Below are 25,446 nucleotides of genomic sequence, written 5' to 3' on the forward strand. Positions count from 1 at the left end.
TTCAGTTGAAGGCGATTGCAACATGTTCACCATCACGGTGCCCGTTTCTAATCCCGACGAATGGACGCCCGTCGCGGTCGGTGCCGAAGTATAGCTTGAACCCAAGCAGATCGTTTTCGCCGTCAACCTGTTGTGCTGTGTTGATGTAGTCATCGAAATCTGTGTCATCCATAGGTGACGCACCTTGCATGATTGGGTGGTTTTCCCAGTGATCAACACCACAGGCTCGTTCTGAAAAGATCCGGACGGTCAACATCGTATCAATCAATGCATTCCTGACTGCCTCTGTCTTGTTGTCCTGATCATCGGTTTCTGCAAGCACTGCACGAATCCAGTCTGTCCACTTCATGCCTTGATTGCTTGCCACCAATTCGATCGCCTCCCACGTTGTCGTAGAGAGCTTGATTGACGTGGCGTTTTTATCTCTGAATCGGATGGTTCGAATCTCTTGCTGCATGACACACCTATGTGTTTGATTAGATATGTCATTTTATCAATAATGGAGAGAAACGCAATAAAACAATATATCAATAAGAGTATTTTTATGGAATTTTGATATAATTGACTACAAATTAAACGAACGTCTTTTCATGTAGTCAGGGGTGGTGAATGGTCGAGGGCAAGTTTGTAGCGTATTTCAGGGTGAGCACACAAAAGCAGGGTGTGAATGGTTTGGGCATGGATGCGCAAAGGGAAACCGTTCGACAATTTCTGAGCAATGGTGGGGAGCTGGTTGGTGAGTTCGTCGAGGTTGAGACCGGAAAAGGTGCCAATGCCCTTGCCAAGCGTCCGCAGCTTGCGACAGCTCTTGCGCTTTGCAAGAAGACTGGTGCCAAGTTGTTGATCGCCAAGCTTGATCGTTTAGCTCGCAATGTGCATTTCGTTTCCGGATTGATGGAGTCGAAGGTGAAGTTTGTCGCGTGCGATATGCCCGAGGCAAATGATCTAACCATTCATGTGATGGCGGCATTTGCTGAGCATGAGGCTAAGCGCATCAGCCAACGCACCAAAGAGGGCTTGGCTGCTGCGAAAGCGCGTGGGGTAGTGTTAGGTGCTGCTGGATCAGAAAACCTGCGGCAGAACGTTTTGGAGCGCAGATCTGTTGCCATTTATGCCGCTCACCAACTGGCCCCCGTGCTCTCTGGCTTCAAAGCTCAAGGGATGTCGCAGCGAAAGATGGTGGAAGCTCTTAACGATGCCGGGGTTAAAACAGCAAGGGGAGGAGTCTGGTCACTTGTTCAACTTCAGCGTGTTCTTTCAAGGCTGTAGGTTGAAAGAGCATATTTTTCTGAGCGCATTTTTTTGATCATGTCTTGCAACATATGATGGGTGTTCTGAAATCTCGTTTTGTTACCCGGTATCTCTTCGATCATAAAGTAGCTGTCGAAATACTTTCCCAGAATATCGTGGGTGTTGCGATAACGGAGTTGCGCTTCCACATCTTTTAGCCAAACCCTTGCCCCATTGGCGCGTGCAATGGCCTTCAAGTTTTTAGCCCTTTCTTGCGTCTGCTTAAGCGTGCAGTGATCGCGAATATACTCGTAACAAATTCTCAAAAACCACGTTTCTGCAATCTGTGCAAACCATGAACTATGGTCAAGCTTCTCGTTGGATATTGACCCCAATGCCTTCGACAGGTCGATTGTGCTAAATAATGTTCGGTAGAAAGTTCGAAAACCGCGAAGGATTTCCCCGGGGTCAACTTTGTTGGTTGGTCCAATCATTCCCCAGCATGGCGAGGACGTGACTGGCGACAATTGACCGAGAAAGTGAAATCCGAAGCAGGCGGCAAAAACCACGAACAAATTGAAATCTGTGGCTTTGTTGAGTCGCGTTAAATTCTCGCCAACATCCTTCCAGCTCAACTCGCTCCCGTTGGCAAACTCAAGCCCGGTTGTTGGATCGCCATGGCATTCAATGTGGAGAATTGGCCTCTCGTTGTTTGTGGAAGCTTTTTGTGTGAGCTGATCGAGAATGTCCAAAAACTCGTTCGCACTATCGCAATCCAGGATTTCAACGGGAATTTGTAACCCGCAATCGTCTATCTGGGTTCGCACATAGTCGCTGAGGGCACTTGCAGAATCGAACTCTTCCGGTTCAAGTGACTTGACGATTACCACCCGATTGAAGAGCAAGAAGTTATTTGGGTTCGGCGATGATTGAATTGTATTCACAGTTTGTTTCACGGTCTAATGCCCGATTGTCGCTGTCGTTCTTGGCGTTCAAGCTCCTCTACATCGATAATGTGTTGGGGGTATTTTTGATCTTGGTTATGCTTATTTGCCTCGATTAGCTCATTTACGCGACTAGAATTCCCATCCCCTGTATCGACCTTGTATTGATCAATCGATCTCAGCACTGCTTTATCGGCCTCGCTCAATTCGCCGTCACTGTCTGGATGTGCTGTTGGTTTCTGAACGAGTTGGTTGACATAGCCAATCACTCCTAGACATAGGAGTCCAACGGTGAAAACAATGACCGTTCGCTTCACAAGCCGCTTATTTCGTATGCCGATTTGATTTGGATTGAAATCGCCAAGCCATATGATCATTGAAATGGTTAGGCTAAGTGTCAACAGTGACGCGGCAAGGTAGTGTTCTTCCGTGATGAAAAAGATACCGAATACCAACTGCACGATCGAGGATGCTAAGAGGATATGTCGTTGAAATTGGTTTAGCTTCAAAGGCATGCTGGCTTTCCGGTGACGTCCACATATCAAATGTAACATCTTCCGGCATACTCAACTCAAGTTCTGGTTTTGGTTGGGTGAGGGATAGGTGCAGTGGTCGCGAACTGAAAGTTCAATCCCGATTGTATAATCGAGCTTTGGTGATTTTGTGTTTGTTTTGATTCGACTTTTGTGGCGAATGTTGTAGGTGCTTGATTAGATTGCGGTAGTTCACTTGCCCCTCAGAAGGGATAGTTTTCTGCTGGAATGCCCGCCTTGGTGAGCGCGTTGAACAGGGTGGATTTACCGACGTTGGGAAGGCCAACGATGCCGCATTTGAGGGTCATGAGAATTCGCTAAGTACTTAATAGAATGGGGTGAATTGTACCGCGCCTAGCGATTCACGTTGTTCAGCCATTGCTGAAAGTCGTCCGCCATGCGTTCACTTTCACGAATTGCGGCTTGCCAAATCGGTATGCGAATGCGGTGATCAAAGTTGTAGCGTTTGAAGTCGCCGCGGTCCGGGATTTTTTTCGCTGGTAGCCGTTTGACAAATTCAGGCGATGGGCACACCAGAATCACATTGCTCATCCATTCGGGCTTGGCTTTGCGCACTTTCAAAAACTTGTCGAGCCAGCCGGGTGTTACCGTGGGTGCAAAGTGGGGGTACAGCACCAGGCCATCCAGGCGGTGGTAGGGTAGGGCCAGGTGGTAGTCGGTCAGCCCGCCGTCCCAGAAGGGGCCTTCGTGGTACTTCACTTCCGGGTGGTCTTCGTGCAGGGCTTGGGCAATTTTGTACACTGGGTTCAACACAAAGGGAATGCTGCCACTGGCCAGCAATGCATCGTGAATGTTCAGCGCATCAAGGTCTTCAATGTGGGTTGGAATTCGGTCAAAGGGTTGTTTTAACCAATCGGTGTGCGCGCCCGGGCTTTGAAACACCCACCGTTCGAAGTAGGTAGACAGTTTGTTGCGGTTTACGCTGTTGGCCAGTACGGCGCTTGCAAAGCCGCGTTTGCGTGCACGCAGTTGCTGCGCATGGTGCAAGGGGGTCAGCCCTTTGTTTACCCACACCAGCAATTCTTTTCCAGCGGGTTGCACCATGTGCTGCGCTTCCTCGGAAACCACAGCCTGCACCATCGCGTGGCACACGCGGCTTATTTCGTGGCGGTCAACGCCCTTGCTGTAATCTTGCGTTTCCACATACTGTTGGGCAAGGCGCTTCAAGGTGGCTGCCGGGTTGCTGCTGGCCGCAGCTGCCATGCGCCACGCACCAATGGAAGCACCAATCAGCTGCAAAGGCTTAATACCTTTTTCAGCACGGGTTCGTAAATGGCTTTCACCCAGCCAGTCATTGAACAAGTACTGGTCAAGCCCCTGCAAAATCAACCCTTTCGGACCGCCCGCAGCTGCGGGTATTGCGCAAATGTCTTCAGGCTGTAAGCCCTTGTTCGCAATGTGCGCCTTGGCGCGGTCGCCCAGAATAATTTGAATGCTGCTTTTCATGCGCACTCCGTGTGAATGTGCGTGGTGGCCTGGCCAATTTGACCTTTCAAAATCAGTTCCGTGTGCTTCAACAATACATCAATGCACTTGTCTATGGCTTGTTGTTGTTCAACACTTGGGCGGTGCAGCACAAAATCAGCAACACCCTGTTGAAGATTCAGGCTGCGCGGGTGGCCAATGCCAATGCGTGCACGCCAGAATTCATTGCTGCCCAGGTGGGCATGCATGTCTTTCAAACCGTTGTGCCCGGCAAGCCCACCCCCTTTTTTCATTTTGATCTGACCAGGCAATAAATCAAGCTCGTCGTGCGCCACCAAAATTTCGTCGGGTTTTATTTTGAAGAATTTGGCCAAGGCGCCCACGGCCTGGCCCGACCTGTTCATGAATGTGGTGGGGAACAACAGCCATACTTCTTCCCCTGCAAACTTGATGCGGGCCATGTCGCCAAAAAAGCGCTTGTCACTTTGCAAAAACACATTGTGTTTGCGGGCCAGTGCTTCCAGATACCACACGCCTGCATTGTGGCGCGTGTCTGCATATTGTGGGCCTGGGTTACCCAGACCGACGATCAATTTGATGGGGGTGTTGCTGGACATGAAAAATACAGCCCTGTGAATCACAAGGCTGTATTTTCGCTGATAGTTCGGCTGAAACCAAACAATGGCGGTGATTATTTCACTTCAAGCGGTATGGGCGTTTCAACCCGTCGCCATGCACTGACCAGTGCCATCAAGCTGGCGGTGGTGATGTTGTCGTGAAAACCCACGCCAAACTTGCTGCCCGGCACATTCGGAACACTCACTTCAATAATGGCCATGGCCTTTGATTTGGCACCTTGGCCTACGCTGCGTTCTTCAAACCCAACAATGTCCATGGGCACACCAAGGGCTTGTACTGCGGCATCCAGCGGGCCATTGCCCACGCCTTCAAGCCGTGTGGTTTCGCCATGCTGTTGCACGGTAATTTCAATGCCCTGGCCACCTTCTGCATCAAACACTTTGTGGCTGATGTAGCGCGGTTGGCTTTCATCATTTTGCAAATAGGTTTGTTCAAACAAGGCCCACAAGGCAGGCGATGTCATTTCCGCAGCCGTGTTGTCGCTGACCTTTTGCACCACCCCTGAAAACTCCACTTGCATGCGGCGTGGCATCACCACGCCATGTTCGCGTTCAAGAATGTAAGCAATGCCGCCTTTGCCCGACTGGCTGTTCACGCGAATCACGCTGTCGTAGGTGCGGCCCACATCGACCGGGTCAATGGGCAAATAGGGCACTTCCCAAATGGCATCGGGTTTTTGAATGTCGAAACCTTTTTTGATCGCATCCTGATGCGAACCAGAAAACGCGGTGTACACCAGGTCGCCCACATACGGGTGGCGGGGGTGAATGGGCAGTTGCGTACAACTTTCCACCACGCGGGCCACGGCGTTGATGTCGGAAAAATCAAGGTTCGGGTGCACGCCTTGGGTGTACATGTTCAAGGCCAGGGTCACAATGTCGACGTTGCCGCAGCGTTCGCCATTGCCGAGCAAACAGCCTTCCACACGTTGTGCGCCAGCCATCATCGCCAATTCAGCGGTGGCCACGCCGGTGCCGCGATCATTGTGTGGGTGCACGGAAAGCACCACATGTTCGCGACGCGCCAGGCGCCTGTCCATCCACTCAATTTGATCGGCGAACACATTGGGTGAACTCCACTCCACCGTGGTGGGCAAGTTGATGATGATTTTGCGATTCGGGCCCGCTTCCCATGCCTCAATGGCGGTGTTGCAAGCCAGCAAGGCCACATCCAGTTCGGTCATGTTGAAACACTCGGGCGAGTACTGCAAAACCCATTGTGTTTCGGGGTGTGCATCGGTGAGCTCTTTCACTTTTTGCACACGTTTTTTTACCATGTCGATCACTTCTGGCACAGTCATGCGGAACACCGTATTTCTCCACACGGGTGCGGTGGAGTTGTAGATGTGGACGATCGCGCTTTTGGCACCAATCACCGATTCCACTGTTCGCTCGATAAGATCATCACGAGCCTGGGTCATGACCATGGGGGTAACGCCTTCCGGAATCAAATCGTTGTTGATTAAATGCCGAACCACGTCGAAGTCGATTTGCGAGGCGGCGGGAAAGCCCACCTCGATCTCCTTGAAACCAATGCGCACCAATTCCTTGAAGAAGTCCAGTTTGGTGGCCACACTCATGGGCTCGAAAATCGCTTGGTTGCCGTCGCGCAAATCGGTGCTTAACCAGATCGGCGCATGTTCAATGGCCTTGTTGGGCCATGTTCTGTCGGGCAGGTCCACTTTGTAAGCGGGGCGATATTTGGTGGCGGGGTTCTTCAACATGCTGCATTGGCCTGAAACGTTAATCCATGAAATACAGTGTAGGTGCTTTGGTCTGGAATATGATTGCGTTTGTTGCTTTGATATTTCTATTTATTGGCAGATAATTGCGTATAAATTAAATTTTTAAGTGAAAAAATACAAATGCAAGAACTTGACCGCTATGACAAGCGAATTTTGACCCTGTTGCAGACCGATGGGCGCATGAGTAACCAAGACTTGGCCGACGCCATTGGTTTGTCGCCATCGCCGTGTTTGCGCCGTGTAAAAGCGCTGGAAGAAGCGGGGCTGATTACTGGTTACAGGGCTTTGGTGGATGCGAAAAAGTTGGGCTTCAGCCTGATGGCGCTGATTTACATTTCAATGGACCAACACACGCCTGAACGCTTCGCCAGTTTTGAGGGGGCCATTGGTGCAATACCGGAGGTGCTGGAATGCCTGCTGATTACCGGGCAGCAAGCCGACTACCAGTTGAAGGTGATCGTGGCCGACATGGACGGCTACCAGAATTTGTTGCTGAACAAAATTACCCGCATTAAAGGGGTAAGCGGTGTGCACACCAGCTTTGTGTTGCGCCGGGTCGTTGATAAAACCGAGGTGCCGGTAGGCTAACTTGAAAACTCAGTTTTGAAGCATGTTTTGAATCATCATGCCGCCGCCACCAATCAGCACGCCGAAGTAAACAATGGAGGCCACATTGGCCAAGTGCCCCAGCAGCACGGCTGCACCATCGCGTTGAATCAGCCCCACGGCCAGAAACAGCAGCGCAATGCCGGGTACGGTGTTGGAAAACGGGATAAAGCCAAACGGTGCCATCAACAACACAGCGCCCAAAATCAAGCCGCCGTCGTTGATGATGTTCATGCCATGGCCTGTGGTTAGCCACGCCATGCGGTGGGGTTTGCTGATTTTTTCAAGGCGCGGAATCCACACCAAGCCTTTTTCAAGGGCGTTGCGCAGTTTGTCGGCGGGCAGGGCCCGTTCTTTGAAACGCTTGGGCAGCCACAAGGTGCGCCCGAAAATTCGGCTGATGCCGATCAGCAAAATGGCAGCGCCAAAAATGGTACTGACACCGGGAATCGACACGGGCACCATGAACACCAGCGTGAGAAACGCCACCAGCAGCAACATGCCATCTCGCCCTACCAAGTCAAGAATTTCGCCGAGGCTGACTGTGCTTGTTGGCAGTTGGGCAATGACTTGCTTGATTTGATCGCCCAATGGCAATTCTTCAAAATTCGGTGTGTTGTTCACTTCGGGTTTATTCAGTGAGGTTAGGCGAGCCAACATTGTGCCCATAAAAAAAGCCGCTGAACAAAGTTGCAGCGGCTTTTCTAAGGACTAACTTGCAACAGCGACTTACTCGTCGCCGCCCTTTGCAGCGCCAGCCTTGATTTTTACTGTAACAACGGACAAGTCTTGCTGGCCGTGGTTGGGGATGCTTACGCCTTCAGGGAACTGAAGTTCAGTCACGTGGATAGAGCGCTTGGTAACATCCAATACGCTGCAATCTACTGCGATGAATTCTGGCAGGTCTTTGGGCAAGCATTCGATTTCGATCTGGTTGGCTACAAAAGTAACCTGACCGGCATACAGCTTGACCGCTGGGCTTTCCAGGTGACCAGAATAGTGCAAAGGCACATTCATGTGGATTTTCTGGTTGCCGTCGATGCGCTGGAAGTCGATGTGCAGCAGCTGTGGCTTGTAAGGGTGTGACTGGAAGTCGCGCAACAAAACTTGCTCGGACTTGCCATCAATTTCCAGATCCAGAATGCTGGAGTGGAATTTTTCCTTTTGCAGGGCGTGCCACAGGGGGTTGTGCTCGATTTGCACAGCCTGAGCTTCCTGATTTGCGCCATAAACAATGCCAGGTACCTGGCCAGCACGACGCAGGCGGCGGCTCGCTCCGGAACCCTGCTCTGTGCGGGATGTTGCAACTACTTTCATGTTGATTCTCCAAATTTGACTTCACCGCGACCAGTGAAACCAAGTTATGCGGCACTTAAGGGCGACCGCAAAAAAGCCCGATAAATCTTAGTCAATAAACAGCGAACTGACTGAATCGGAACGAACAATGCGGCGAATGGTTTCAGCCAGCAGTTCATCAACGCTCAGTACACGAATTGTGTTGCTGTTGTTGGCCTCGTCAGACAAAGGAATGGTGTCGGTAACCACCAGTTCATCCAGATCCGATTCTTCAACACGCTGAATGGCACCACCCGACAAAACAGGGTGGGTACAGTACGCTACCACTTTCTTTGCGCCATTGGCTTTCAGGGCGGCCGCGGCTTTGCACAGTGTGTTGGCGGTGTCGACCATGTCATCCATGATCACGCAGGTGCGGTCTTTCACGTCGCCGATAATGTTCATGACCTCGGCCACATTGGCGCGGGGGCGACGCTTGTCGATAATCGCCAGGTCGCAGTTCAGGCGTTTGGCCAGTGCGCGGGCACGAACCACACCACCCACGTCGGGCGAAACCACCATCAGGTTGTCGAGGTTTTGTTTCCACACGTCGCCGAGCAACACGGGCGATGCGTAAATGTTGTCCACGGGAATGTCGAAAAACCCCTGGATTTGATCAGCGTGCAGGTCCATGGTCAGTACACGGTCTACACCCACAACCTGCAACATATTTGCGACCACTTTGGCGGTAATGGCCACTCGCGAAGAGCGCACGCGGCGATCTTGGCGGGCATAACCAAAGTAGGGAATTGCAGCGGTAATGCGGCCGGCTGATGCGCGCTTGAGCGCGTCGATCATGACCATCATTTCCATGAGATTGTCGTTGGTGGGGGCGCAGGTGGACTGCAGCACGAACACGTCTTTGCCGCGCACGTTTTCGTTGATCTCGACCATGACTTCACCGTCTGAGAAACGACCTACGGTGGCTTTGCCCAGCGGAATGTTCAGCTGCTTGGCCACTGATTCGGCCAATGCAGGGTTCGCATTGCCAGTGAAGATCATTAGACTGCTGTCGGTTGCCATTGTTTACCCCAGGGCTTGACGTGTGCGTTGGCGAAATAAAAAAGGGCCAACCTGTGGCTGGCCCTTTGGTTTTGGCAGGGGAGGAAGGACTCGAACCCTCGCATGCCGGAATCAAAATCCGGTGCCTTGACCAACTTGGCGACTCCCCTAAAACTTTTATCGATTCAGCCGGATTTAAGCTGGCATTCAAACCACTGCCCTTGCTGCAATTCAGGTGCATCGGCGACTGCTGCCACGGCGTTGCTGAGCTGGCTTGGGCTGGCAAACAAAGCAAACATGGCGGAACCGGAACCTGACATTCGAATCAATTGCGGGTTGAATTTTGCAACACAGTTTGAGAAAACACCAAATTGATGCTCCCATTCCGGGTAGTTGCGAGACACAACAGCTTGCAAAGCATTCTGTGTGTGGGCCTGTAAACAAGCCATCAACTCACTATTCATTCGGCTGGCCGAATCGAAGACCGCTATTTTGACGTCACTTGAGTTGCGTGTCAATTGCGGATCGCTAAATATTTTGGGCGTGGGGCAAGAAAGTAGTGGTTTGTAGACAATTAAATGCCCGGAAATGCCCTGAATCGGGGTGATGCGCTCGCCAATTCCTTCCACAAAAGCACAGTTGTCCTGAAGAAAGAAGGGAACATCTGCGCCCAAGGTCAACCCGATCGCAGCCAATTGTTCGGGCGAGACCGGGTAATTGTGGTGTTGTTGCAGCAAACGGAGCACGGTTGCTGCATTGCTGCTTCCCCCGCCCAGCCCGGCTTGTTCAGGTACTTGTTTGCTCACCTGAATGATGACTTGATAAGCCATGCCCAAATTCGCATGGGTATAAAAGGCCTTGCAGGCACGAACGGTCAGGTCGACTTCGCCTGGGATGTGGGTAAGATCGCCGCTTCGTTGAATGACAAGTTGGCCGGTGGGGCTGGGTTGTACGGTAATTGTTAGCTGATCACCCAGCGTAATGGGGCAAAAAATGCTCTGAAGCAGGTGGTAGCCATCGTCTCGTCGGCCCGTGATGTGCAAAAACAAATTGATTTTCGCCGGGGAAAAGGCCGAGCGCTTCGCCGTGTCGGAAATGTTCACGTTTTACTTGCCCAAGGTGCCCTGAGGAATCAGGTCAATGCGACCCGAGGTATTGTTTTCGACAAACACCACGCGGTAACGACCATTTTGATTTTCCCAGGCCCAGTTGGTGGGCAAGGTGGGTAATTCATTGGGGTTGGGATTTTCCATCCATTGCACCAGGGCTTCGGCAGGCAGTTCGACTGGAAACATCAGGTCGAACAGGCTTTGCCAGTCTTTGGCCAAATACACACGACCATCTGCAGCCCGCACTTCGTAAAAACTACCCAAGCGCTTTGCACTGCCCAGCGAGGGCCCCAAGGTAGAGTTGACCTCCAGGTAAGCAATTTCAGGGGCCTGGCTTGGGCCTGTGCGGCCAGATCGCCATTCATAGGTGCCTGAAATGGAATCGGCTTCAATTTTGCCGTCGGGCTGTTCAACTTTCCAGATCAGCCCGAAGCGCCCGTAATGGCAACTGGACTGAATCGACTTGCAATCGACTTCAGTGCTTGAGTCTCGACCCAAGGTGCTGCACGCACCCAAGCTTGCGCTGATCAAGCCGATGCAGGCCAGGCGCAGTGTTGATAAAGCCATGAACTTAAATTTCCTCAAGCCGTTGAACCAGTTTTTTCAATGCTTTGCTGTCGGGGTAACGAACGGTTAACTGTTCGCCCAGTTGACGTGCTTCCTCTTTTTTGCCCGATTTCGCCAAAACCTCGAGCAAGTGAAGTCCGATTTCCTCATCTTGACGCATTTCGAAGGCTTTTTTCAAGGTGGCTTCGGCACTGTCCAGTTTGCCCAGGCGGTAATGTACCCAGCCCAGTGAATCAAGAATGAAGGGGTCGTTGGGAGCAAGTTCAACTGCCTTTTTAATTAACTCATAGGCTTCTTCCAGCCGAACATTGTTCTCGGCCCAGGTGTAGCCCAAGGCGTTGTAGCCGTGTGGGTTTTCCGGACGAATCGCAATGAGTCGTTTCAGGAATTGCTCAACACGAGGCAGGTCATCCTGTCGTTCGGCGACCATGGCGCGTTCGTAGAGCAGGTCGGGTTGGTCGGGAAAACTCAGCAATGCCAGCTCAAGCTCTGTGGCCGCCTCGGCAGGTGCTTTCTGCGATTCGGCCAGCTGCGATTTTGCCAGGGCCAGGCGCACAGATTCGTCTTCGTTTTTTGGCTTGAACTGGTTGAGCACCCGCTTGGCTGTTAAGGCATTGCCCTGTTTTTCAAACAAGGCAGATTTCTTGAGTTGAACATCCAGGTTGTCGGCCGCATTGGGGACTGTATCCAGCCACTTCAGGGCAGCCACATAGTCTTTCCGTTCAAGCGCCATGTCGGAAAGCGTGGCGTGAATCAGTGTTTCGTTCTGACGTTCTGCCGGTGCGGTTTTGGCCAGATAAATCTTGAAGTGCTGTTCGGCGGCTTTGTACTCTTTTAGCTGGGTTAATACAAAGCCCTGGCTGGAGTACAGCGGAATGTTGTCAGGTTGCAGCGTGATCATTTCTGCAAAACGTTGCCGTGCTTGTGCCCATTGCCCAAGCTGGGTGTGGTTGCGGGCCAGGTATAGCCGTGCACCAAACCAGTTGGGGTGCAGTTGGGCTTGTTCGTTGACCAACTGCATGGCTGCGTCCAGATTACCGTCGCGTTTTTCCATGAACTGGGCCAGCAGCACGTAAAAACGTTCTTGGGGCGATTTACGCAGCACATTTTCCATGTGCCCCACTGCCTGTGGGTACAGCTCGGAGTTGTTGGCCAGTTGGGCCAGCAATGTTTGCGCTTCAAGGTCGTCGGGATTGTTGCCGAAAAGTTCGATCCCGGTTTGGTAGGCTTTGTTTTTGTCGGGAATGCGTTGCAGCATGTCCAGTGCAATTTTTTCTGCGCCAGCACCACCGAGCCCCGGATTGGATTTCTCGGCGGCCTGGATGTCTGCCAGAAATGCCTTGAGTGCGGGCATGGCTTCATCGACACGGTTGGTGCCCAATTGCAGCAACATGATGGAACGGTTGGCTTGTTTGTCGTCGGGGGAAAGTTCAGACCATACCTGAGCAGCATTCAGAGCCAGATCCAGCTGCCCCTCTGCCAGGCTGATTTCGACGGCGCGCTTGGCAAGGTTCGGGTCGCGCTGTTGTTTGGCCGCTTCGGTGTAGGCCAGTGCGGCAGAATAGGTGTCACCGCGCTGGCTCGCAATTTCTGCGGTGAGCAAGGCAAACAGGGGGTCTTGTTTGACCATTTCGGCCACACGGGCTTCATAGGCTTTTTGCTCGGCAGACATTTGCTGCTGCCTTGGTTCGCCCTGTTCGGCTGGCACAGTGGCGCAACCGGTGGTCAGGCTGGCGGCCAGAAAAAATACCGGGCCTGCGATGGTCCATTTAAAACAAGTCATACTGTTGAACCCAAAGAAAACTGGTGAATCCACATTCATTTTTATCACATTAACAGATGCGCGTGCGCGCTTTAGCTTATGCCTGAATTACCCGAGGTAGAAATCACCAAAAGAGGCGTAGACCTTCATTTTACAGGGCACCGCCTGCTTGCTTGTACCGTGCGGCAACCGCGCTTGCGCTGGCCTGTGCCTGAGGAGGTGCAAAGTTGTGTGAAGCACATATTGCGAAGTGTTGAGCGCCGATCGAAATACATGCTGATGGATTTTGGTGAGCAGGTGCTGGTGGTGCATTTGGGCATGTCGGGGTCCATGAAAATTGTCAGTGCTCAAACCCCTTGGGAAAAGCACGACCACATTGAATGGAATTTCGGTGAAAAGGTCCTTCGATACAACGACCCGCGCCGGTTCGGCAGTGTGGAGTATGTGAGCAAGGCACCCGGTTGGGAGCATGCTTTTGTTCGTTTTTCGAAGCTAGGTCCCGAGCCTTTTAGCGATCTTTTCACGCCCGAGTCATTTTTCAAGGCGACGCGGGGCAAAAAGGTGTCGATCAAAGCCTTGTTGCTCAGCGGCCTGGCGGTGGTGGGTGTGGGCAATATTTACGCTTGCGAGGCTTTGTTTCGCAGTGCAATTCGACCGGGTAAGGCAGCAGGCCGTTTGAGTCGGGCTGAAGTTTCGGCCTTGCATGCGGCAGTGGTCGCTGTACTGGCGGAGGCCATTGAGCGCGGCGGTTCAACTTTGCGTAATTTTCAGGCCATTGATGGTGAGTTGGGGCATTTTCAGTTGCATTGTGATGTGTATGGCCGCGAGGGGCAGCTTTGTAAGCGCTGTGGAGCCACGGTGAAACGCCGTGTGATGAACCAGCGCAGCACCTTTTATTGCGCAGGGTGCCAGAAATGATTCCTTTGAAAGGAGAGGTTTTTGCCGGGGTGCTGGTGCGTTGGCAAAAGCAGCATGGTCGACAAACCTTGCCGTGGCAGCACACGGGCGATGCCTACAAGGTGTGGCTTAGCGAGGTGATGTTGCAGCAAACCCAGGTGACCACGGTATTGGCTTACTACGCGCGTTTTTTGCAGGCTTACCCCACGGTTGCAGATTTGGCGGCAGCACCCGAGCAAGAGGTGATGCAGTTGTGGGCGGGGTTGGGTTATTACACGCGTGCCCGTAATTTGCATGCGTGCGCAAAGCAGGTGGTGGCCCGGTTTGGCGGGCAGTTTCCGCGCACTGTGGCCGAGCTTGAAAGTTTGCCCGGCATTGGCCAGTCTACGGCAGGTGCAATTGCCTCCCTGGCCTATGAAGTACCCGCCCCTATTCTTGATGGCAATGTGAAGCGTGTGTTTTGCAGGTACTACGGTGTCGAGGGTTACCCGGAACAAAGTTCGATTAAAAAAAACTTGTGGGCAATTGCCAGCGACAATGTGCCGACCCAGCAAGCTGGCATTTACAACCAGGCCTTGATGGACCTTGGGGCCACTTGCTGTGTGCCACGTAACCCGGCTTGTTCAGCATGCCCATTGATGCAAAGCTGCATGGCCTTGCGCAAAGGCATGGTGGGTTTGCTGCCCACACCAAAGCCCAAAAAGCCCCGGCCTGAATTGTATTTTCTGGGTTTGATTGTGGAAGACGAACGCGGCGCTGTGTGGCTGGAGCTGCAAACCGCAAAGGGTGTGTGGCAAGGCTTGTGGACAACGCCGGTTGCAGCGTGCAGCAGTCAGCCGGAGTGGGCTGAATTGAATGCGTGTGTTCAGCCATGGCTTGACGATTACGGTCTGAAAGCGTTCAAGGCCGACATTCACACACAGTTAACCCAGCTTGCGAATCAGCCTTGGCTGGTGCACGAATTAACGCATCGCAAAATGCATTTCAAGGTGGTGCATGTGAAGGTGCCTGGTGTTTGGGCGCAATGCCATGCTGTCACTGACAAGCCTGTGCCCAAAATTGTGCACAAACTGTTGGATCAAGTGAAGGTGTTAGCCCAGGCTCCGGTGTCGCAACAAAACACTCTCGATCTCGGATAAAGGGGTATTGGTAAACCGCTTGGCCAGCGTTTCGGCCACATACACCGAGCGGTGTTGCCCGCCGGTGCAGCCAATGGCCACAGTCACATAGCTACGCTGCTCATTCAGGTACGAGGGCAACCACTTTCGCAAATAGGTTTCGATGTCGTTGATGAGGGCCTCACTGCGCGTGTCGGTCTGAATGTAGCGTTGCACTTCCACGTCTTTGCCTGTCAGCGGGCGAAGGTTTTTGTCGTAGTAGGGGTTGCTCAGGCAACGGACATCAAACACCAGGTCGGCATCGCTGGGCAGGCCTTTTTTAAAGCCAAAAGTTTCAAACACCAAAGTGAGTCTGGCCGATTCTTCCTCCACTGTTTCCAGTACCCAGCGGCGCAGCACATTGGGTTGCAAGGCGGAGGTGTCAATGCAGCTGGCAATGTTTCGCAGCGGCTCAAGTGCTTCTCTTTCCGCGTCCACGCATTCTTGCACGGTGGCTTGTTCGCCCAGGCGTGTGCTCATGGGGTGGCGCCTGCGGCTTTCCGAATAACGGGTAATCAGTGTTTCGTCGTCGGCATCCAGAAACAGAATACGCACATCGGTGCCGGCAGTTTTCAGGGTGTGAACAATCTGGGGCACATCGATAATGTCGCGCCCGGTGCGGGCATCGGCCGCAATGGCAATTTGACTAATGCCTTCGGAGGACAAACGTTGAATGACCTGCGGTATGAAAGAAGGGGGCAGGTTGTCGACGCAGTAAAAGTGCGAATCTTCCAGCGCGCGAATTGCGACTGATTTGCCAGAGCCGGACAAGCCGGTGACCAATACAACTTTCATGTCAGTCATGGCCCATGTCCGTTTCAGTGTCGGGGTCGACTTGAAGGTGGTCAATGCCACCGAGTTCACTGAGCATGGCTTTTTGTTGTCGCACCATGAACTCGTCGAGCGTATTAATGCCACGCATTTGCAAAATGGTGTTGCGCACCGCAGCTTCCAGCAAAACTGCAAGGTTTCGGCCCGCGGCCACGGGCAAGATGGCTTTGCGAATGGGGAGTCCAAGCACTTCCTGGAATTGCGGTTCGGTGACCAGTCGTTCCTGATGCAATTCCAAAGACGCTTTGCGCACCAAATGCACAATCAGCTTGAGCCGCATTTTACGGCGCACTGCCGTTTCACCAAAAATTGCCTTGATGTCGAGCAGCCCAACCCCACGCACTTCCATCAAGTTGCGGATCAATTCGGGACAACGGCCTTCAATAAGGTTGGGGGCCACGCGCGAGAATTCCACCACGTCGTCGGCCACCAAGCCATGGCCGCGAGAAATCAATTCAAGACCGAGTTCGCTTTTGCCCAATCCCGATTCACCACAAATGAGCACGCCCATGCCGAGCACGTCCATGAACACGCCGTGCATCATGGTGGTGGGGGCCAGCCATTTGTTGATGTACACGCGCAGAAAGTCGATAATTTCTGCGGCAGACAGCGGTGTGGCCAGCAATGGGATGTTGGATTCGTCGCAAGCCGCTTTGAGCAATGCGTGTGGCTGAAAAGATTCGGCGACGATGATGGCGGGAGGGTCGCCTTCGATCAGTTTGTCAATTTGATGTTTTTTGCGAGCATCGCTGATGCGGGCGAAGTATTCGATTTCCTGGCGACCAAAAACCTGGATACGGCCAGGGTGAATGGTGTTGAGGTGACCTACGAGATCGGAGGATGCGAAGCACTGAAGATCAAGGTGACGATCACCACCGTTTAAACCGGCAAGCCAGTCGAGTTTGAGTTTGTTGCGGTTGGCTTCGATCAGTTCTTTCAGTTGCTTCACAGGCTTAGCTCGCGGGTTGGTAAGGCTCCCAGTTGGCGATCAATTGGTGAGTGGCACCAGGATCGGATTCTGTCATGAGTTTCTCACGGAAATCCTTGTCAGACAGCATTTGAGCCAGTTCTGACAGTATATCCAGATGATGCTGGTTTGCGCTTTCAGGCACCAGCAAAAACATGAGTAGCTTGACGGGTTGACCGTCAGGGGCATCAAACGGGATGGGATCTTGCACACGCACAAGGCTGGCGATGGGTTCGCGCAGGCCTTTGATGCGGCCATGCGGCACCGCCACCTGCTGGCCAAGGCCAGTGGAGCCCAAACGCTCACGCGCAAAAAGACTGTCGAACACCTTGGACCGTGCAATGCCCTGGTTGTTTTCAAAGACCAGTCCGGCCTGTTCAAACACGCGCTTTTTGCTGGTGACCTGTGTGTCCAACAATATGTTGGATGGTGGAAGTAGATTTGCGATCAAGTTCATCGCTGTTGATTCCTGAGACCCGCTTCTAATCGTGGGGCCGATTATACGCCATAAAAACACAAAAGGCGGATTGAAGTCCGCCTTTTGAATTTCCCTGAAATTACAGTGGTTTATTCAGCTTCTTCTACCACTTGGTGTTTTATGGGCGTGTGATTGTGGTTGGTAAGTTTGTCTTTGTGCCGCAATACCTGGCGATCGAGTTTATCGGCCAGCGCATCAATGGCTGCGTAGAGGTTTTCATGACTTGATTCAGCGTGTATGTCTTTGCCGCGAACGTGCAGCGTAACATCTGCCCTTTGAACCAGCTTGACCACCGAGATGGTCACCGATGCATCAATGACGTGATCAAAATGCCTTTTCACCCGGTCCAGTTTTTCAATTACATAATTTCGAATAGCTGGGGTAACTTCCAGATGATGACCATTGATGTTCAAGTTCATAAGGTATCTCCTTTCGTTGCTGCGGGGGGAAGCTTTAACTTTAAAGCGACTTACGCATGTTCACCGGGGGTATTTTCAGTGATTCCCGGTATTTAGCGACCGTGCGTCTTGCGACCACGATGCCCTGTTGACCGAGTAGGTCGGCGATTTGGCTGTCAGATATCGGCTGCTTGGCGTCCTCCGCAGAAATCAGTTGCTTGATGAGTGCACGGATGGCCGTGCTGGAAGCTTGCCCACCTGAATCGGTGGAAACATGACTTCCGAAGAAATACTTTAGCTCAACCAACCCATAGGGCGTCAACATATATTTTTGCGTGGTAACCCTTGACACGGTCGATTCATGCAGTCCCAGTAAATCAGCAATTTCCCGCAGAACCAAGGGTTGCATTGCGATTTCGCCATGATTGAAGTAGCCGATTTGTCGTTCTACGATCGCTTGGCTCACCCGTAAAATAGTGTCAAATCGCTGTTGAACGTTTTTTAAGAGCCACCGGGCCTCTTGAAGTTGCGCGCTGAGTTGTGCGCTTTGACCACGGTGAGACCTCAGGATCGAGGCGTACATTTCATTGATGCGAATTTTGGGCATCACATCGGGGTTGAGCTGCACATGCCATTGTCCACTGAGTTTTTTAACAATGACATCGGGCACCACATGATCGTCGTCAATGCGCCGAAAGCGCGCGCCGGGAAAAGGTTCTAGCGAGCGGATTATTTGATGGCAGATTTTTAAAGTGTCTTCGTCGACATTCAGGGCTTTCTTCAGTTTGGTGAAGTCACGCTGGGCGAGCAAACTCAAATGGTCGCGGATAATGTGTTGGCAGTTGCCGTACAGGTTTGTTTGGCAAGTAATGTCCCGGCGCTGGGCCAGTTGCAGCAACAGGCACTCTGCCGCATTGCGTGCGCCCACGCCGGGTGGGTCGAAGCTTTGCAGCAGGCGCAGTGCCGCGCTCAGTTCTTCAAACTCCAGGTCGGGTTCGTCCTGCAAGGTTTCCCACAGGTCTTCAAGTTCAACGGTCAGGTAGCCATCGTCGCTAAGGTAGTCGATCAGCCACAGCACCAGGTTTTTGTCGCGTTCGCTGGCCTGCGTCATGCGCAGCTGGTCGATGAGGTGCTGGTGCAGGCTGCTGTCGGGCGCAGCCAGTTGAAGGCCGGGTTTTTCTTCGTCGCCATCGGCACCTGCGCCGCTGTTGTCGCGCCAGTCACCCTCCCAGTTGTCCTGAATGGAGTCGATGGTCTCGCGTTGAACAATTTCTTCGCTTTGGTTGTCTTGCTCAGCTTGTTGGTCGCTGACGGGCTCACTGGCTTTGCGTGGATCCGGTTCGGCTTCGAAGCTGTCGCCCTGTGGCTCGTGCAATTCGCCATTGCTGCTGTCCAGGCTGAGTGTACGTTCGCCTTCAACAGCCTCTTCATCGGCCAGCTCGAGTAGCGGGTTTTCGGCCAGTGCCTGTTGAATTTCCTGCTGCAGTTCGAGTGTGGACAGTTGCAGCAATCGAATGGATTGCTGAAGCTGCGGCGTGAGCGTGAGATTTTGGGAAACTTTAAGCTGAAGGGATTGTTTCATGGGGGCTCAGCTTTACATCCGGAAGTGTTCGCCGAGATACACGCGGCGTACATCGTCGTTCTTCACAATTTGTTCCGGACTACCCGAGGCCAATACTCGACCTGCACTGATAATGTAAGCACGATCGCAAATGCCCAGCGTTTCGCGCACGTTGTGGTCGGTGATCAACACGCCGATTCCTTTCGATTTCAGAAAGGCCACAATGCGTTGAATTTCCAGCACTGCGATTGGGTCTACGCCTGCGAAGGGTTCGTCCAGCAAAATAAAGCGGGGTTGGCTGCCCAATGCGCGCGCAATTTCCAGGCGGCGGCGTTCGCCACCTGAAAGTGAGGCGGCCAGCGAGGTGCGAATGTGCGAAATTTGCAGGTCGTTGAGCAGGTCTTCAACCGCTTGGTCCACCGTTTTGTCTTTGGGCGGATTAATTTCCAGTACAGCGCGAATGTTTTCTTCCACCGTCAACTTGCGAAATACGGAAGCCTCTTGGGGAAGATAGGACAGTCCCGCCCGAGCACGTTCATGAATGGGTTGAAGCGTGATGTCACTGCCTTCGAGGCAGATATTGCCTTCGTCGGCGCTGACCAGGCCCACGATCATGTAAAAGCAGGTGGTTTTGCCAGCACCATTGGGGCCCAGCAAGCCAACCACTTCACCGGTGTCCACATGCAGTGAGACATCTTCAATTACACGCTTGCTGCGGTAGGCTTTGCGCAGGCTGAGTGCCTGAAGTCGGCCCTGACCAGTCAAGGTTTGAGCGGGGGTGTTACTCACTTGCTGCCCCCTTTTGGCGCTGGTTCGGGCGCTGGTGCAGGTGCTTGGGTTTTCGGCTTGATGACTGCCTGCACGCGAGAGGATCCGCTGCTGTTGGGCGAGCCCACCACATTCAAAAATTCGGTGTTCTGTTCATAAGTAATTTTGGTGCCGGAAATTGATTCAGTCAGCTGACCATTGGTGCTTTTCTGAATACTGGCTGCGCCGGTCAGCGTAACAATTGATTTGTCGCCGTCAAATTCAATCGTGTTGCCAGTGCCGTTGATCAGCAAGACTTCATTGGGGCGTTCAGAGTCGCGTTGTTGTTTGAAGCGGGCGGGTTTTCCTTCCACTGTGGCGAATTGGGTGCCGTCGCTGCGTTCAGTCAACGTGAGTTTGTCGCCGCGAATCACAAGGCTTCCGCGCGTTAGTAACACATTGCCTGTAAACACGTTCACGTTCGACTTTTCGTTGTACGTCATCTGGTTGGCGTCGATGGTGGTAGGTTGCCGTTTGTCAGCTTCCAGTGCGTGCACGCTGACCCCGAAAGCCAGTGCCTGTGCTGCCAGTGCCATGGAAATCCAGTTGGAGCATTTCATCGTTTTGCCTCTATACGAAATTTGACCGAGCCTTGCGCTATCAATTCGCCTGTGTCGTTGTTCAATGTTGCACCCTGTGCCTCAAACCTTTGGCCAGGCCGGGTTACCAATACATTCTTGTCGGTGGAAATTTCGTTGGTGATGTTGTCGATTCGTATTTCTTCAGACTTCATGGTGGTCACAAGCCCTTCGTCTTGGCTGGTCACTACCACATCCTCCCGGAGGTAAATTTCATCCGTATCGAGCAGGTACACGCCTTTCCGGGCATTGCCCTTGACCATGCCGTTACCCGCTTCAAATTGTTCAAGCTCCGGCTCAGTGATGTTCCACACATTGCCTTGTGGAATGTGCTCTGCAGATTTGCTGCGAATAATTGAATACTTGTTCTCGGCCAAGTCATGGCTTTGCACTGAGAAGTTGCGCAGGTAATAGTCGCTGCTGGTGGGGTCGTTTTTGCCACTGACACTGAACAGGCTGAGCTCGGACTGAATTGCAAACCAATACGACGTAGCTGCCAACGCGAAAGTTAACAGCAGCGGTATGAACTGCGAAATCAGATTGAAAAAAGCACTGACGGGTTTCACGTTGCTTCCCAAGGGTTCTGGTAGCCAGGCTGGTGACTCAGAATAAAATCACACAGCTCGCGTGCTGCGCCGTCACCGGGTGGGCGTGTGTTGATCCAGTTGGCTGTAGTTTTCATGGCGGCCGGGGAGTGTTGGGTACTTGCTGCCAAGGCAACCTGTTGAAGCACTGGGTAATCGGGCCAGTCGTCGCCGAAAAAACCGCATTCATTCCATTCCAGCCCCAGCAATTGGCGAATGTCATCATAGGCTTGCAGTTTGGTTTTGCAGCCTTGGACCAACTGGTAGATGCCGAGATCTTTTGCACGTTTCTCGACAATGGCGCTGGAGCGCGCAGTGATCCAGATCACTTTGATGCCGTGGTCCATCAGCAGCCGAAGTCCTTGACCGTCGAATACGCTGAAGCGCTTCATGACTTCGCCTTCGTTGCCAAAATACAGGCCACCGTCAGTCAACGTGCCATCAACATCAAAGCCCATCAATTTGATTTGCGATGCGGCCTCTGCGGCGGTGGGTTTGCGGTCGGTAAATTGATTCATCAAACCACCTTGGCTTCAAACAGGTCATGAAAGTTCAAGGCGCCCACAATGTGCCCTTGCTCGTCGGTCACTACGACTTGGCTAATGTGGCTGACTTCCATCATGCGCACCGCCTCTACTGCCAGCTTGTCGGGCGCAATACATTTCGGCGCACTGTTCATGACTTCGCTGACCAGCAAACCGCGCAGGTCGAGGCCTTGTTCAATCAGGCGGCGCAGGTCACCGTCTGTGAAAACACCGAGCAATTTGTTGCCGGGATCGACTACGGCGGTCATGCCCAAGCCTTTTTTGGTGATTTCCAGAATTGCATTGGAGATGCTGGCCGAAGGCGACACTGAAGGTATGCGATCACCTTTGCGCATGACATCGCTGACATGGGTCAGCAGTTTGCGGCCCAGGCTGCCACCGGGATGCGACAGGGCGAAATCTTCTTCGCTGAAGCCCCTTGCTTTAAGTACAACCACGGCAAGTGCGTCCCCCAGTGCCAAAGCAGCAGTGGTGCTGGCTGTTGGGGCCAAATTCAGGGGGCAGGCTTCTTTTTCAACACCGCAGTCCAAGACCAAATCAGCCTGACGCGCCAGGGCGGAGTCGGGTTTGCCGGTCATGGCGACTATTTTTGCGCCACGGCGTGCAATGGCTGGCAGCACGGCCACCAGTTCCTCGGTATTGCCAGAGTTGGACAGGGCAATGACCACGTCTTCTTGGGTGATCATGCCCAAATCGCCATGCGAGGCTTCAGTGGCATGCACGAAAAAGGAGGGAGTGCCCGTACTGGCAAAGGTGGCTGCAATCTTCTTGGCAATCAGCCCCGACTTGCCCACGCCAATCAAAATCACCCGACCCTTGCAGTTCAGGATGGCGGTGGTGGCTTGGCTGAACTGGTCATTCAAGCGCTCGGACAATGCCGAAACTGCTTGGGCCTCAATGGCCAACGCTTCTCTGGCCATGGCCAGAAAATCGTGCTTGTCATTATTCGACGGTGTTGTTGACATGGTGGACCCTGATAGACTTAAGCAACAAAGGTGCTTGAGGCTGTGCTCTTTTCAGGGCAGTATAGCAAAGCGCGTGCCAATTCTCTTCACTTCCTAAGCATTAAACGTGCCTAACGCTCTAGAGCTTTCTTTGATTCTTATGCTGGTCGCAGTGCTGGCGGTCTCGCTTTTCCGTCACTGGAAGCTGCCCGCCATGCTGGGCTATCTGTTTGCGGGCACGCTGATTGGCCCGTATTCGCTGGGTATCGTTCCAGACACACCGGAAACCCGCCACTTGGCCGAGTTTGGTGTCGTATTCCTGATGTTTTCGATAGGCCTTGAATTCAGTCTGCCCAAATTACACGCCATGCGCCGAGTCGTTTTTGGTTTGGGTTTTGCCCAGGTCAGCCTGACGATGCTGGGCGTTATGGGATTGGGTTTGCTGGCGGGCTATTTTCTGGAAGTGCCATTGAGCACCGCGTTTGTATTGGCGGGGGCGGCCGCCATGTCATCGACCGCGATTGTCAGCAAGTTGTTGTCAGAACGGCTTGAACTGGATTCACCCCATGGTCGACAAATCATGGGTATTTTGTTGTTTCAGGATTTGGCAGTGGTTCCACTGTTGATCATTATTCCCGCGCTGGGGCAGGAGGCTGAAAACCTGTCAGCCACTTTAAGCCTTGCCGTGGTGAAAGCTGCGCTGGTGTTGGGGCTGATGTTGGTATTCGGTCAACGCATGATGAACTGGTGGATGACTTTTGTGGCCCGAAGCAAGTCGCAAGAGCTGTTTGTCCTGAATGTGCTGCTGATTACCCTGGGCTTGGCGTGGCTAACAGAACTTGCCGAACTTTCCCTGGCGCTTGGCGCATTTTTGGCCGGTATTTTGATTGCTGAAACCCAGTACAAGCATCAGGTTGAAGAGGACATCAAACCCTTCCGGGATGTACTGCTGGGTCTGTTCTTCGTTACCACGGGCATGCTGCTGAACCCACAAGTGGTCATGGAGAACTGGCACTTGGTCATTGTTCTGGCTGTGTTCCCGGTGCTCGCCAAGTTGGTCTTGATTGCGGTACTTGCCAGAGTATTCGGGGCAAATACGGGTACAGCCATGCGAACCGGTATTTATCTGGCCCAGGCGGGCGAATTTGGTTTTGTGTTGTTGGCCAACACCGGCTCGGCAGGTTTTGGTTTGATACCTGATCCCTGGTTGCAAACCATCACGGCCAGTATGGTGCTTTCCATGTTGGCTGCGCCATTCATGATTCAGCATGCTGATCGCATAGTGCTTCGGTTTTCAAGTCAGGAATGGTTGCAAAAGTCGCTTGAGCTTCACCAGATCGCCCAGAAAAGTCTTGCCACGACCAAGCATGTTTTAATTTGTGGATTCGGGCGAAGCGGCCAACACCTTGCCCGGTTGCTGGACCGTGAGGACCTCGACTATGTGGCGCTGGACTTGGACCCAGACCGTATTCGCGAGGCCACTGCGGCAGGTGATTCGGTGGTGTTTGGCGATGCCGCCAAACGGGAAACGCTGCTTGCAGCAGGTTTGCTCCGCGCTTCTTGTGTGGTGGTTACTTTTGCAGAATACAAATCGGCCGAGAAAGTGCTGACTACTGTGCGTGCCTTGGCCCCCAATGTACCCGTGGTGGTGCGCACTTACGATGAAAGTGATTTGGAAAAACTGACCGCAGCTGGGGCCACCGAAGTGGTGCCTGAAATTCTGGAAGGAAGCTTGATGTTGGGTTCGCAGGCTTTGCTGCTGTTGGGGGTGCCTGTTTCCCGGGTTGTGAAACAGATTCGCGCCATTCGTGAGTCGCGCTACCAAATGTTTCGCGGTGTGTTCCGTGGTGTCGACGATGAAGCCGATACCCCCGAGAACCAATGGGTCCGACTGCATTCGGTGTTCGTGGAACCGGGTGCCAGTGGCGTGGGCAAAAGCCTGACGGAGTTGGGCATTCTGGAACTGGATATTGAAGTCTGCGCCATTCGCAGGCGGGGCATTCGGGGGGGGGATCCTTCTCCCGATACGCAACTGGAGTCGGGAGATATTTTGGTGTTGAAAGGTCAGCCTGATTCATTGAGCCTTGCCGAATCCATCATTCTGGGCCGCAAGTCCATGGTGCGCTAAGCGCTTACTCAACGAATAATGTAAAGCGCAGCGCAGTTTGCGCCCTGTTCTTCATCCCACTGGCTTGCCAGTGTGGTGCACAATTCCTCCTCGCCACTGAGCACTTGCACGGCGCCACGCAAGGGGTTGCCATCGTCTAGTTTGCGATCAATTTCTGCGAGCTGGGCAACAGGTATGTTTTCTCCAATCAGCAGGGCCATTGCATTTTCTCTGGAGTTGGGGCCTTGCATGGTGTGGTTGAGCAGGTAGCGGCCGCTAAACTGATTGCCCATGGTGCTGCCTGTGGTGCAGTTACCGGATTCGTCGCTGCCACCGGTGAAATCTCCCTGAATGAAACCAGACAATTGAAGGTGTGTAAAAACATTGCAGGATTCGCCGCCTTCGATCAGTCCATTGCCGTCACCTCCACTGTTGGAGAGTCCTGCAGCCGCTGCTGCAATGAAGTCACCCGGCAGCGCAGAATAGCGCGCCTGAAACGCCGACAAGGCAGTTTCCAGATTGGCAATGTCGGTGATCGTGGCTTGCACCCGTGCGCTGTTGAGTAACTCGCGTCCCTTTAGTACGCCGCCCGCCAGTATGGCAAGTACGGCCAGTGCGATTGCCAGTTCCAGCAGGGAAAATCCGTGTTGGATCTGTTTTCGTGAATGTTTCAAT

General features: G+C 52.9%; 28 protein-coding genes, 1 tRNA gene and 1 pseudogene. 5 read left to right on the forward strand and 25 right to left on the reverse strand.

Translation table 11 applies throughout. The features are described from left to right. Nucleotide 1 precedes the first annotated feature (1 nt). On the reverse strand, nucleotides 2-457 hold the full coding sequence (locus tag FRIGORI9N_RS01430; RefSeq protein ID WP_159568135.1) for a hypothetical protein: 456 nt from the start codon (nucleotides 455-457) through the stop codon (nucleotides 2-4). A gap of 152 nt (nucleotides 458-609) precedes the next feature. On the opposite strand from FRIGORI9N_RS01430, the gene FRIGORI9N_RS01435 reads away from it, so the two are divergent. Continuing rightward, on the forward strand, nucleotides 610-1,269 hold the full coding sequence (locus FRIGORI9N_RS01435) for a recombinase family protein (protein ID WP_159568136.1): 660 nt from the start codon (nucleotides 610-612) through the stop codon (nucleotides 1,267-1,269). Here FRIGORI9N_RS01435 and FRIGORI9N_RS01440 read toward each other — a convergent pair. The 6 genes and pseudogenes from FRIGORI9N_RS01440 to leuA all read right to left on the reverse strand — a co-directional run bounded on the left by FRIGORI9N_RS01440 (nucleotide 1,245) and on the right by leuA (nucleotide 6,515). Continuing rightward, complete coding sequence (locus tag FRIGORI9N_RS01440) at nucleotides 1,245-2,186, reverse strand: hypothetical protein (protein WP_159568137.1); 942 nt, start codon at nucleotides 2,184-2,186, stop codon at nucleotides 1,245-1,247. The genes FRIGORI9N_RS01435 and FRIGORI9N_RS01440 overlap by 25 nt on opposite strands. After that, nucleotides 2,183-2,689 carry a hypothetical protein gene (locus FRIGORI9N_RS01445; RefSeq protein ID WP_159568138.1) on the reverse strand — a complete coding sequence of 169 codons (507 nt, stop codon included), beginning with the start codon at nucleotides 2,687-2,689 and terminating at the stop codon, nucleotides 2,183-2,185. The genes FRIGORI9N_RS01440 and FRIGORI9N_RS01445 overlap by 4 nt, the downstream gene beginning before the upstream one ends. Before the next feature lie 224 nt (nucleotides 2,690-2,913). Further along, nucleotides 2,914-3,015: pseudogene (locus FRIGORI9N_RS01450) on the reverse strand (GTPase); the annotation flags it as partial. A gap of 46 nt (nucleotides 3,016-3,061) precedes the next feature. After that, a complete protein-coding gene (locus FRIGORI9N_RS01455; protein ID WP_159568139.1) occupies nucleotides 3,062-4,174 on the reverse strand; it encodes a patatin-like phospholipase family protein in 1,113 nt (370 codons plus the stop codon). Continuing rightward, nucleotides 4,171-4,770: an aminoacyl-tRNA hydrolase gene (gene pth / locus FRIGORI9N_RS01460; RefSeq protein ID WP_201301389.1), complete on the reverse strand. Its 600-nt coding sequence runs from the start codon at nucleotides 4,768-4,770 to the stop codon at nucleotides 4,171-4,173. Before pth ends, FRIGORI9N_RS01455 begins: the two co-directional genes overlap by 4 nt. A gap of 74 nt (nucleotides 4,771-4,844) precedes the next feature. Then, complete coding sequence (leuA, locus tag FRIGORI9N_RS01465) at nucleotides 4,845-6,515, reverse strand: 2-isopropylmalate synthase (RefSeq protein ID WP_159568140.1); 1,671 nt, start codon at nucleotides 6,513-6,515, stop codon at nucleotides 4,845-4,847. A 141-nt stretch (nucleotides 6,516-6,656) separates the two neighbouring features. On the opposite strand from leuA, the gene FRIGORI9N_RS01470 reads away from it, so the two are divergent. Next, the gene (locus FRIGORI9N_RS01470; RefSeq protein ID WP_159568141.1) at nucleotides 6,657-7,124 is read left to right on the forward strand and encodes an Lrp/AsnC family transcriptional regulator; all 468 of its coding nucleotides are present in this window, start codon (nucleotides 6,657-6,659) and stop codon (nucleotides 7,122-7,124) included. 9 nt (nucleotides 7,125-7,133) lie between these two features. On the opposite strand, the gene FRIGORI9N_RS01475 is transcribed toward FRIGORI9N_RS01470, so the two are convergent. From FRIGORI9N_RS01475 to FRIGORI9N_RS01505, 7 genes are all read right to left on the reverse strand, one after another. Next, on the reverse strand, nucleotides 7,134-7,811 hold the full coding sequence (locus FRIGORI9N_RS01475) for an exopolysaccharide biosynthesis protein (protein WP_236550776.1): 678 nt from the start codon (nucleotides 7,809-7,811) through the stop codon (nucleotides 7,134-7,136). Between the two features lie 60 nt (nucleotides 7,812-7,871). Continuing rightward, nucleotides 7,872-8,459: a 50S ribosomal protein L25/general stress protein Ctc gene (locus tag FRIGORI9N_RS01480; protein WP_159568142.1), complete on the reverse strand. Its 588-nt coding sequence runs from the start codon at nucleotides 8,457-8,459 to the stop codon at nucleotides 7,872-7,874. Between the two features lie 87 nt (nucleotides 8,460-8,546). Beyond that, on the reverse strand, nucleotides 8,547-9,500 hold the full coding sequence (locus FRIGORI9N_RS01485; RefSeq protein WP_159568143.1) for a ribose-phosphate diphosphokinase: 954 nt from the start codon (nucleotides 9,498-9,500) through the stop codon (nucleotides 8,547-8,549). A gap of 72 nt (nucleotides 9,501-9,572) precedes the next feature. Beyond that, nucleotides 9,573-9,649: transfer RNA gene (locus tag FRIGORI9N_RS01490), tRNA-Gln, on the reverse strand. Nucleotides 9,650-9,664: 15 nt separating this feature from the next. Then, nucleotides 9,665-10,582, reverse strand: coding sequence for a 4-(cytidine 5'-diphospho)-2-C-methyl-D-erythritol kinase (gene ispE, locus FRIGORI9N_RS01495; RefSeq protein WP_159568144.1), 918 nt, complete (start codon nucleotides 10,580-10,582; stop codon nucleotides 9,665-9,667). A 3-nt stretch (nucleotides 10,583-10,585) separates the two neighbouring features. Continuing rightward, on the reverse strand, nucleotides 10,586-11,155 hold the full coding sequence (locus FRIGORI9N_RS01500; RefSeq protein ID WP_159568145.1) for a hypothetical protein: 570 nt from the start codon (nucleotides 11,153-11,155) through the stop codon (nucleotides 10,586-10,588). Nucleotides 11,156-11,159: 4 nt separating this feature from the next. Further along, the gene (locus FRIGORI9N_RS01505; protein ID WP_159568146.1) at nucleotides 11,160-12,938 is read right to left on the reverse strand and encodes a tetratricopeptide repeat protein; all 1,779 of its coding nucleotides are present in this window, start codon (nucleotides 12,936-12,938) and stop codon (nucleotides 11,160-11,162) included. 78 nt (nucleotides 12,939-13,016) lie between these two features. Between FRIGORI9N_RS01505 and mutM the strand changes: the two genes are divergently transcribed. Then, nucleotides 13,017-13,835: a bifunctional DNA-formamidopyrimidine glycosylase/DNA-(apurinic or apyrimidinic site) lyase gene (gene mutM / locus FRIGORI9N_RS01510; protein WP_159568147.1), complete on the forward strand. Its 819-nt coding sequence runs from the start codon at nucleotides 13,017-13,019 to the stop codon at nucleotides 13,833-13,835. Continuing rightward, nucleotides 13,832-14,953 carry an A/G-specific adenine glycosylase gene (gene mutY, locus FRIGORI9N_RS01515; protein WP_159568148.1) on the forward strand — a complete coding sequence of 374 codons (1,122 nt, stop codon included), beginning with the start codon at nucleotides 13,832-13,834 and terminating at the stop codon, nucleotides 14,951-14,953. Before mutM ends, mutY begins: the two co-directional genes overlap by 4 nt. Here mutY and rapZ read toward each other — a convergent pair. The 10 genes from rapZ to FRIGORI9N_RS01565 all read right to left on the reverse strand — a co-directional run bounded on the left by rapZ (nucleotide 14,906) and on the right by FRIGORI9N_RS01565 (nucleotide 22,685). After that, on the reverse strand, nucleotides 14,906-15,775 hold the full coding sequence (gene rapZ, locus FRIGORI9N_RS01520; RefSeq protein ID WP_159568149.1) for an RNase adapter RapZ: 870 nt from the start codon (nucleotides 15,773-15,775) through the stop codon (nucleotides 14,906-14,908). The genes mutY and rapZ overlap by 48 nt on opposite strands. After that, the gene (gene hprK / locus FRIGORI9N_RS01525; protein ID WP_159568150.1) at nucleotides 15,768-16,751 is read right to left on the reverse strand and encodes an HPr(Ser) kinase/phosphatase; all 984 of its coding nucleotides are present in this window, start codon (nucleotides 16,749-16,751) and stop codon (nucleotides 15,768-15,770) included. The genes rapZ and hprK overlap by 8 nt, the downstream gene beginning before the upstream one ends. A 4-nt stretch (nucleotides 16,752-16,755) precedes the next feature. After that, nucleotides 16,756-17,226, reverse strand: coding sequence for a PTS sugar transporter subunit IIA (locus FRIGORI9N_RS01530; protein WP_040512070.1), 471 nt, complete (start codon nucleotides 17,224-17,226; stop codon nucleotides 16,756-16,758). A 110-nt stretch (nucleotides 17,227-17,336) separates the two neighbouring features. Beyond that, nucleotides 17,337-17,666: a ribosome hibernation-promoting factor, HPF/YfiA family gene (gene hpf, locus FRIGORI9N_RS01535; RefSeq protein WP_159568151.1), complete on the reverse strand. Its 330-nt coding sequence runs from the start codon at nucleotides 17,664-17,666 to the stop codon at nucleotides 17,337-17,339. A 40-nt stretch (nucleotides 17,667-17,706) separates the two neighbouring features. Beyond that, nucleotides 17,707-19,227 carry an RNA polymerase factor sigma-54 gene (locus FRIGORI9N_RS01540; RefSeq protein ID WP_159568152.1) on the reverse strand — a complete coding sequence of 507 codons (1,521 nt, stop codon included), beginning with the start codon at nucleotides 19,225-19,227 and terminating at the stop codon, nucleotides 17,707-17,709. Nucleotides 19,228-19,239: 12 nt separating this feature from the next. Beyond that, nucleotides 19,240-19,995 (reverse strand): LPS export ABC transporter ATP-binding protein, encoded by a 756-nt coding sequence (gene lptB / locus FRIGORI9N_RS01545; RefSeq protein WP_159568153.1) that lies wholly within the window; start codon nucleotides 19,993-19,995, stop codon nucleotides 19,240-19,242. Further along, nucleotides 19,992-20,573 (reverse strand): lipopolysaccharide transport periplasmic protein LptA, encoded by a 582-nt coding sequence (lptA, locus tag FRIGORI9N_RS01550; protein WP_159568154.1) that lies wholly within the window; start codon nucleotides 20,571-20,573, stop codon nucleotides 19,992-19,994. Before lptA ends, lptB begins: the two co-directional genes overlap by 4 nt. Continuing rightward, nucleotides 20,570-21,157 carry an LPS export ABC transporter periplasmic protein LptC gene (gene lptC / locus FRIGORI9N_RS01555; RefSeq protein WP_159568155.1) on the reverse strand — a complete coding sequence of 196 codons (588 nt, stop codon included), beginning with the start codon at nucleotides 21,155-21,157 and terminating at the stop codon, nucleotides 20,570-20,572. The genes lptA and lptC overlap by 4 nt, the downstream gene beginning before the upstream one ends. Further along, nucleotides 21,154-21,693: an HAD family hydrolase gene (locus FRIGORI9N_RS01560; RefSeq protein WP_159568156.1), complete on the reverse strand. Its 540-nt coding sequence runs from the start codon at nucleotides 21,691-21,693 to the stop codon at nucleotides 21,154-21,156. The genes lptC and FRIGORI9N_RS01560 overlap by 4 nt, the downstream gene beginning before the upstream one ends. Continuing rightward, nucleotides 21,693-22,685 carry an SIS domain-containing protein gene (locus FRIGORI9N_RS01565; RefSeq protein ID WP_159568157.1) on the reverse strand — a complete coding sequence of 331 codons (993 nt, stop codon included), beginning with the start codon at nucleotides 22,683-22,685 and terminating at the stop codon, nucleotides 21,693-21,695. Before FRIGORI9N_RS01565 ends, FRIGORI9N_RS01560 begins: the two co-directional genes overlap by 1 nt. Nucleotides 22,686-22,824: 139 nt before the next feature. Between FRIGORI9N_RS01565 and FRIGORI9N_RS01570 the strand changes: the two genes are divergently transcribed. Beyond that, nucleotides 22,825-24,792, forward strand: a complete 1,968-nt coding sequence (locus tag FRIGORI9N_RS01570) for a monovalent cation:proton antiporter-2 (CPA2) family protein (RefSeq protein WP_371717157.1) — start codon at nucleotides 22,825-22,827, stop codon at nucleotides 24,790-24,792. Nucleotides 24,793-24,800: 8 nt separating this feature from the next. On the opposite strand, the gene FRIGORI9N_RS01575 is transcribed toward FRIGORI9N_RS01570, so the two are convergent. Next, on the reverse strand, nucleotides 24,801-25,445 hold the full coding sequence (locus FRIGORI9N_RS01575) for a type II secretion system protein (protein ID WP_159568159.1): 645 nt from the start codon (nucleotides 25,443-25,445) through the stop codon (nucleotides 24,801-24,803). Nucleotide 25,446 lies beyond the last annotated feature (1 nt).

The sequence above is a fragment of the Limnobacter sp. 130 genome (genome assembly GCF_902506325.1).
Taxonomy (GTDB): domain Bacteria; phylum Pseudomonadota; class Gammaproteobacteria; order Burkholderiales; family Burkholderiaceae_B; genus Limnobacter.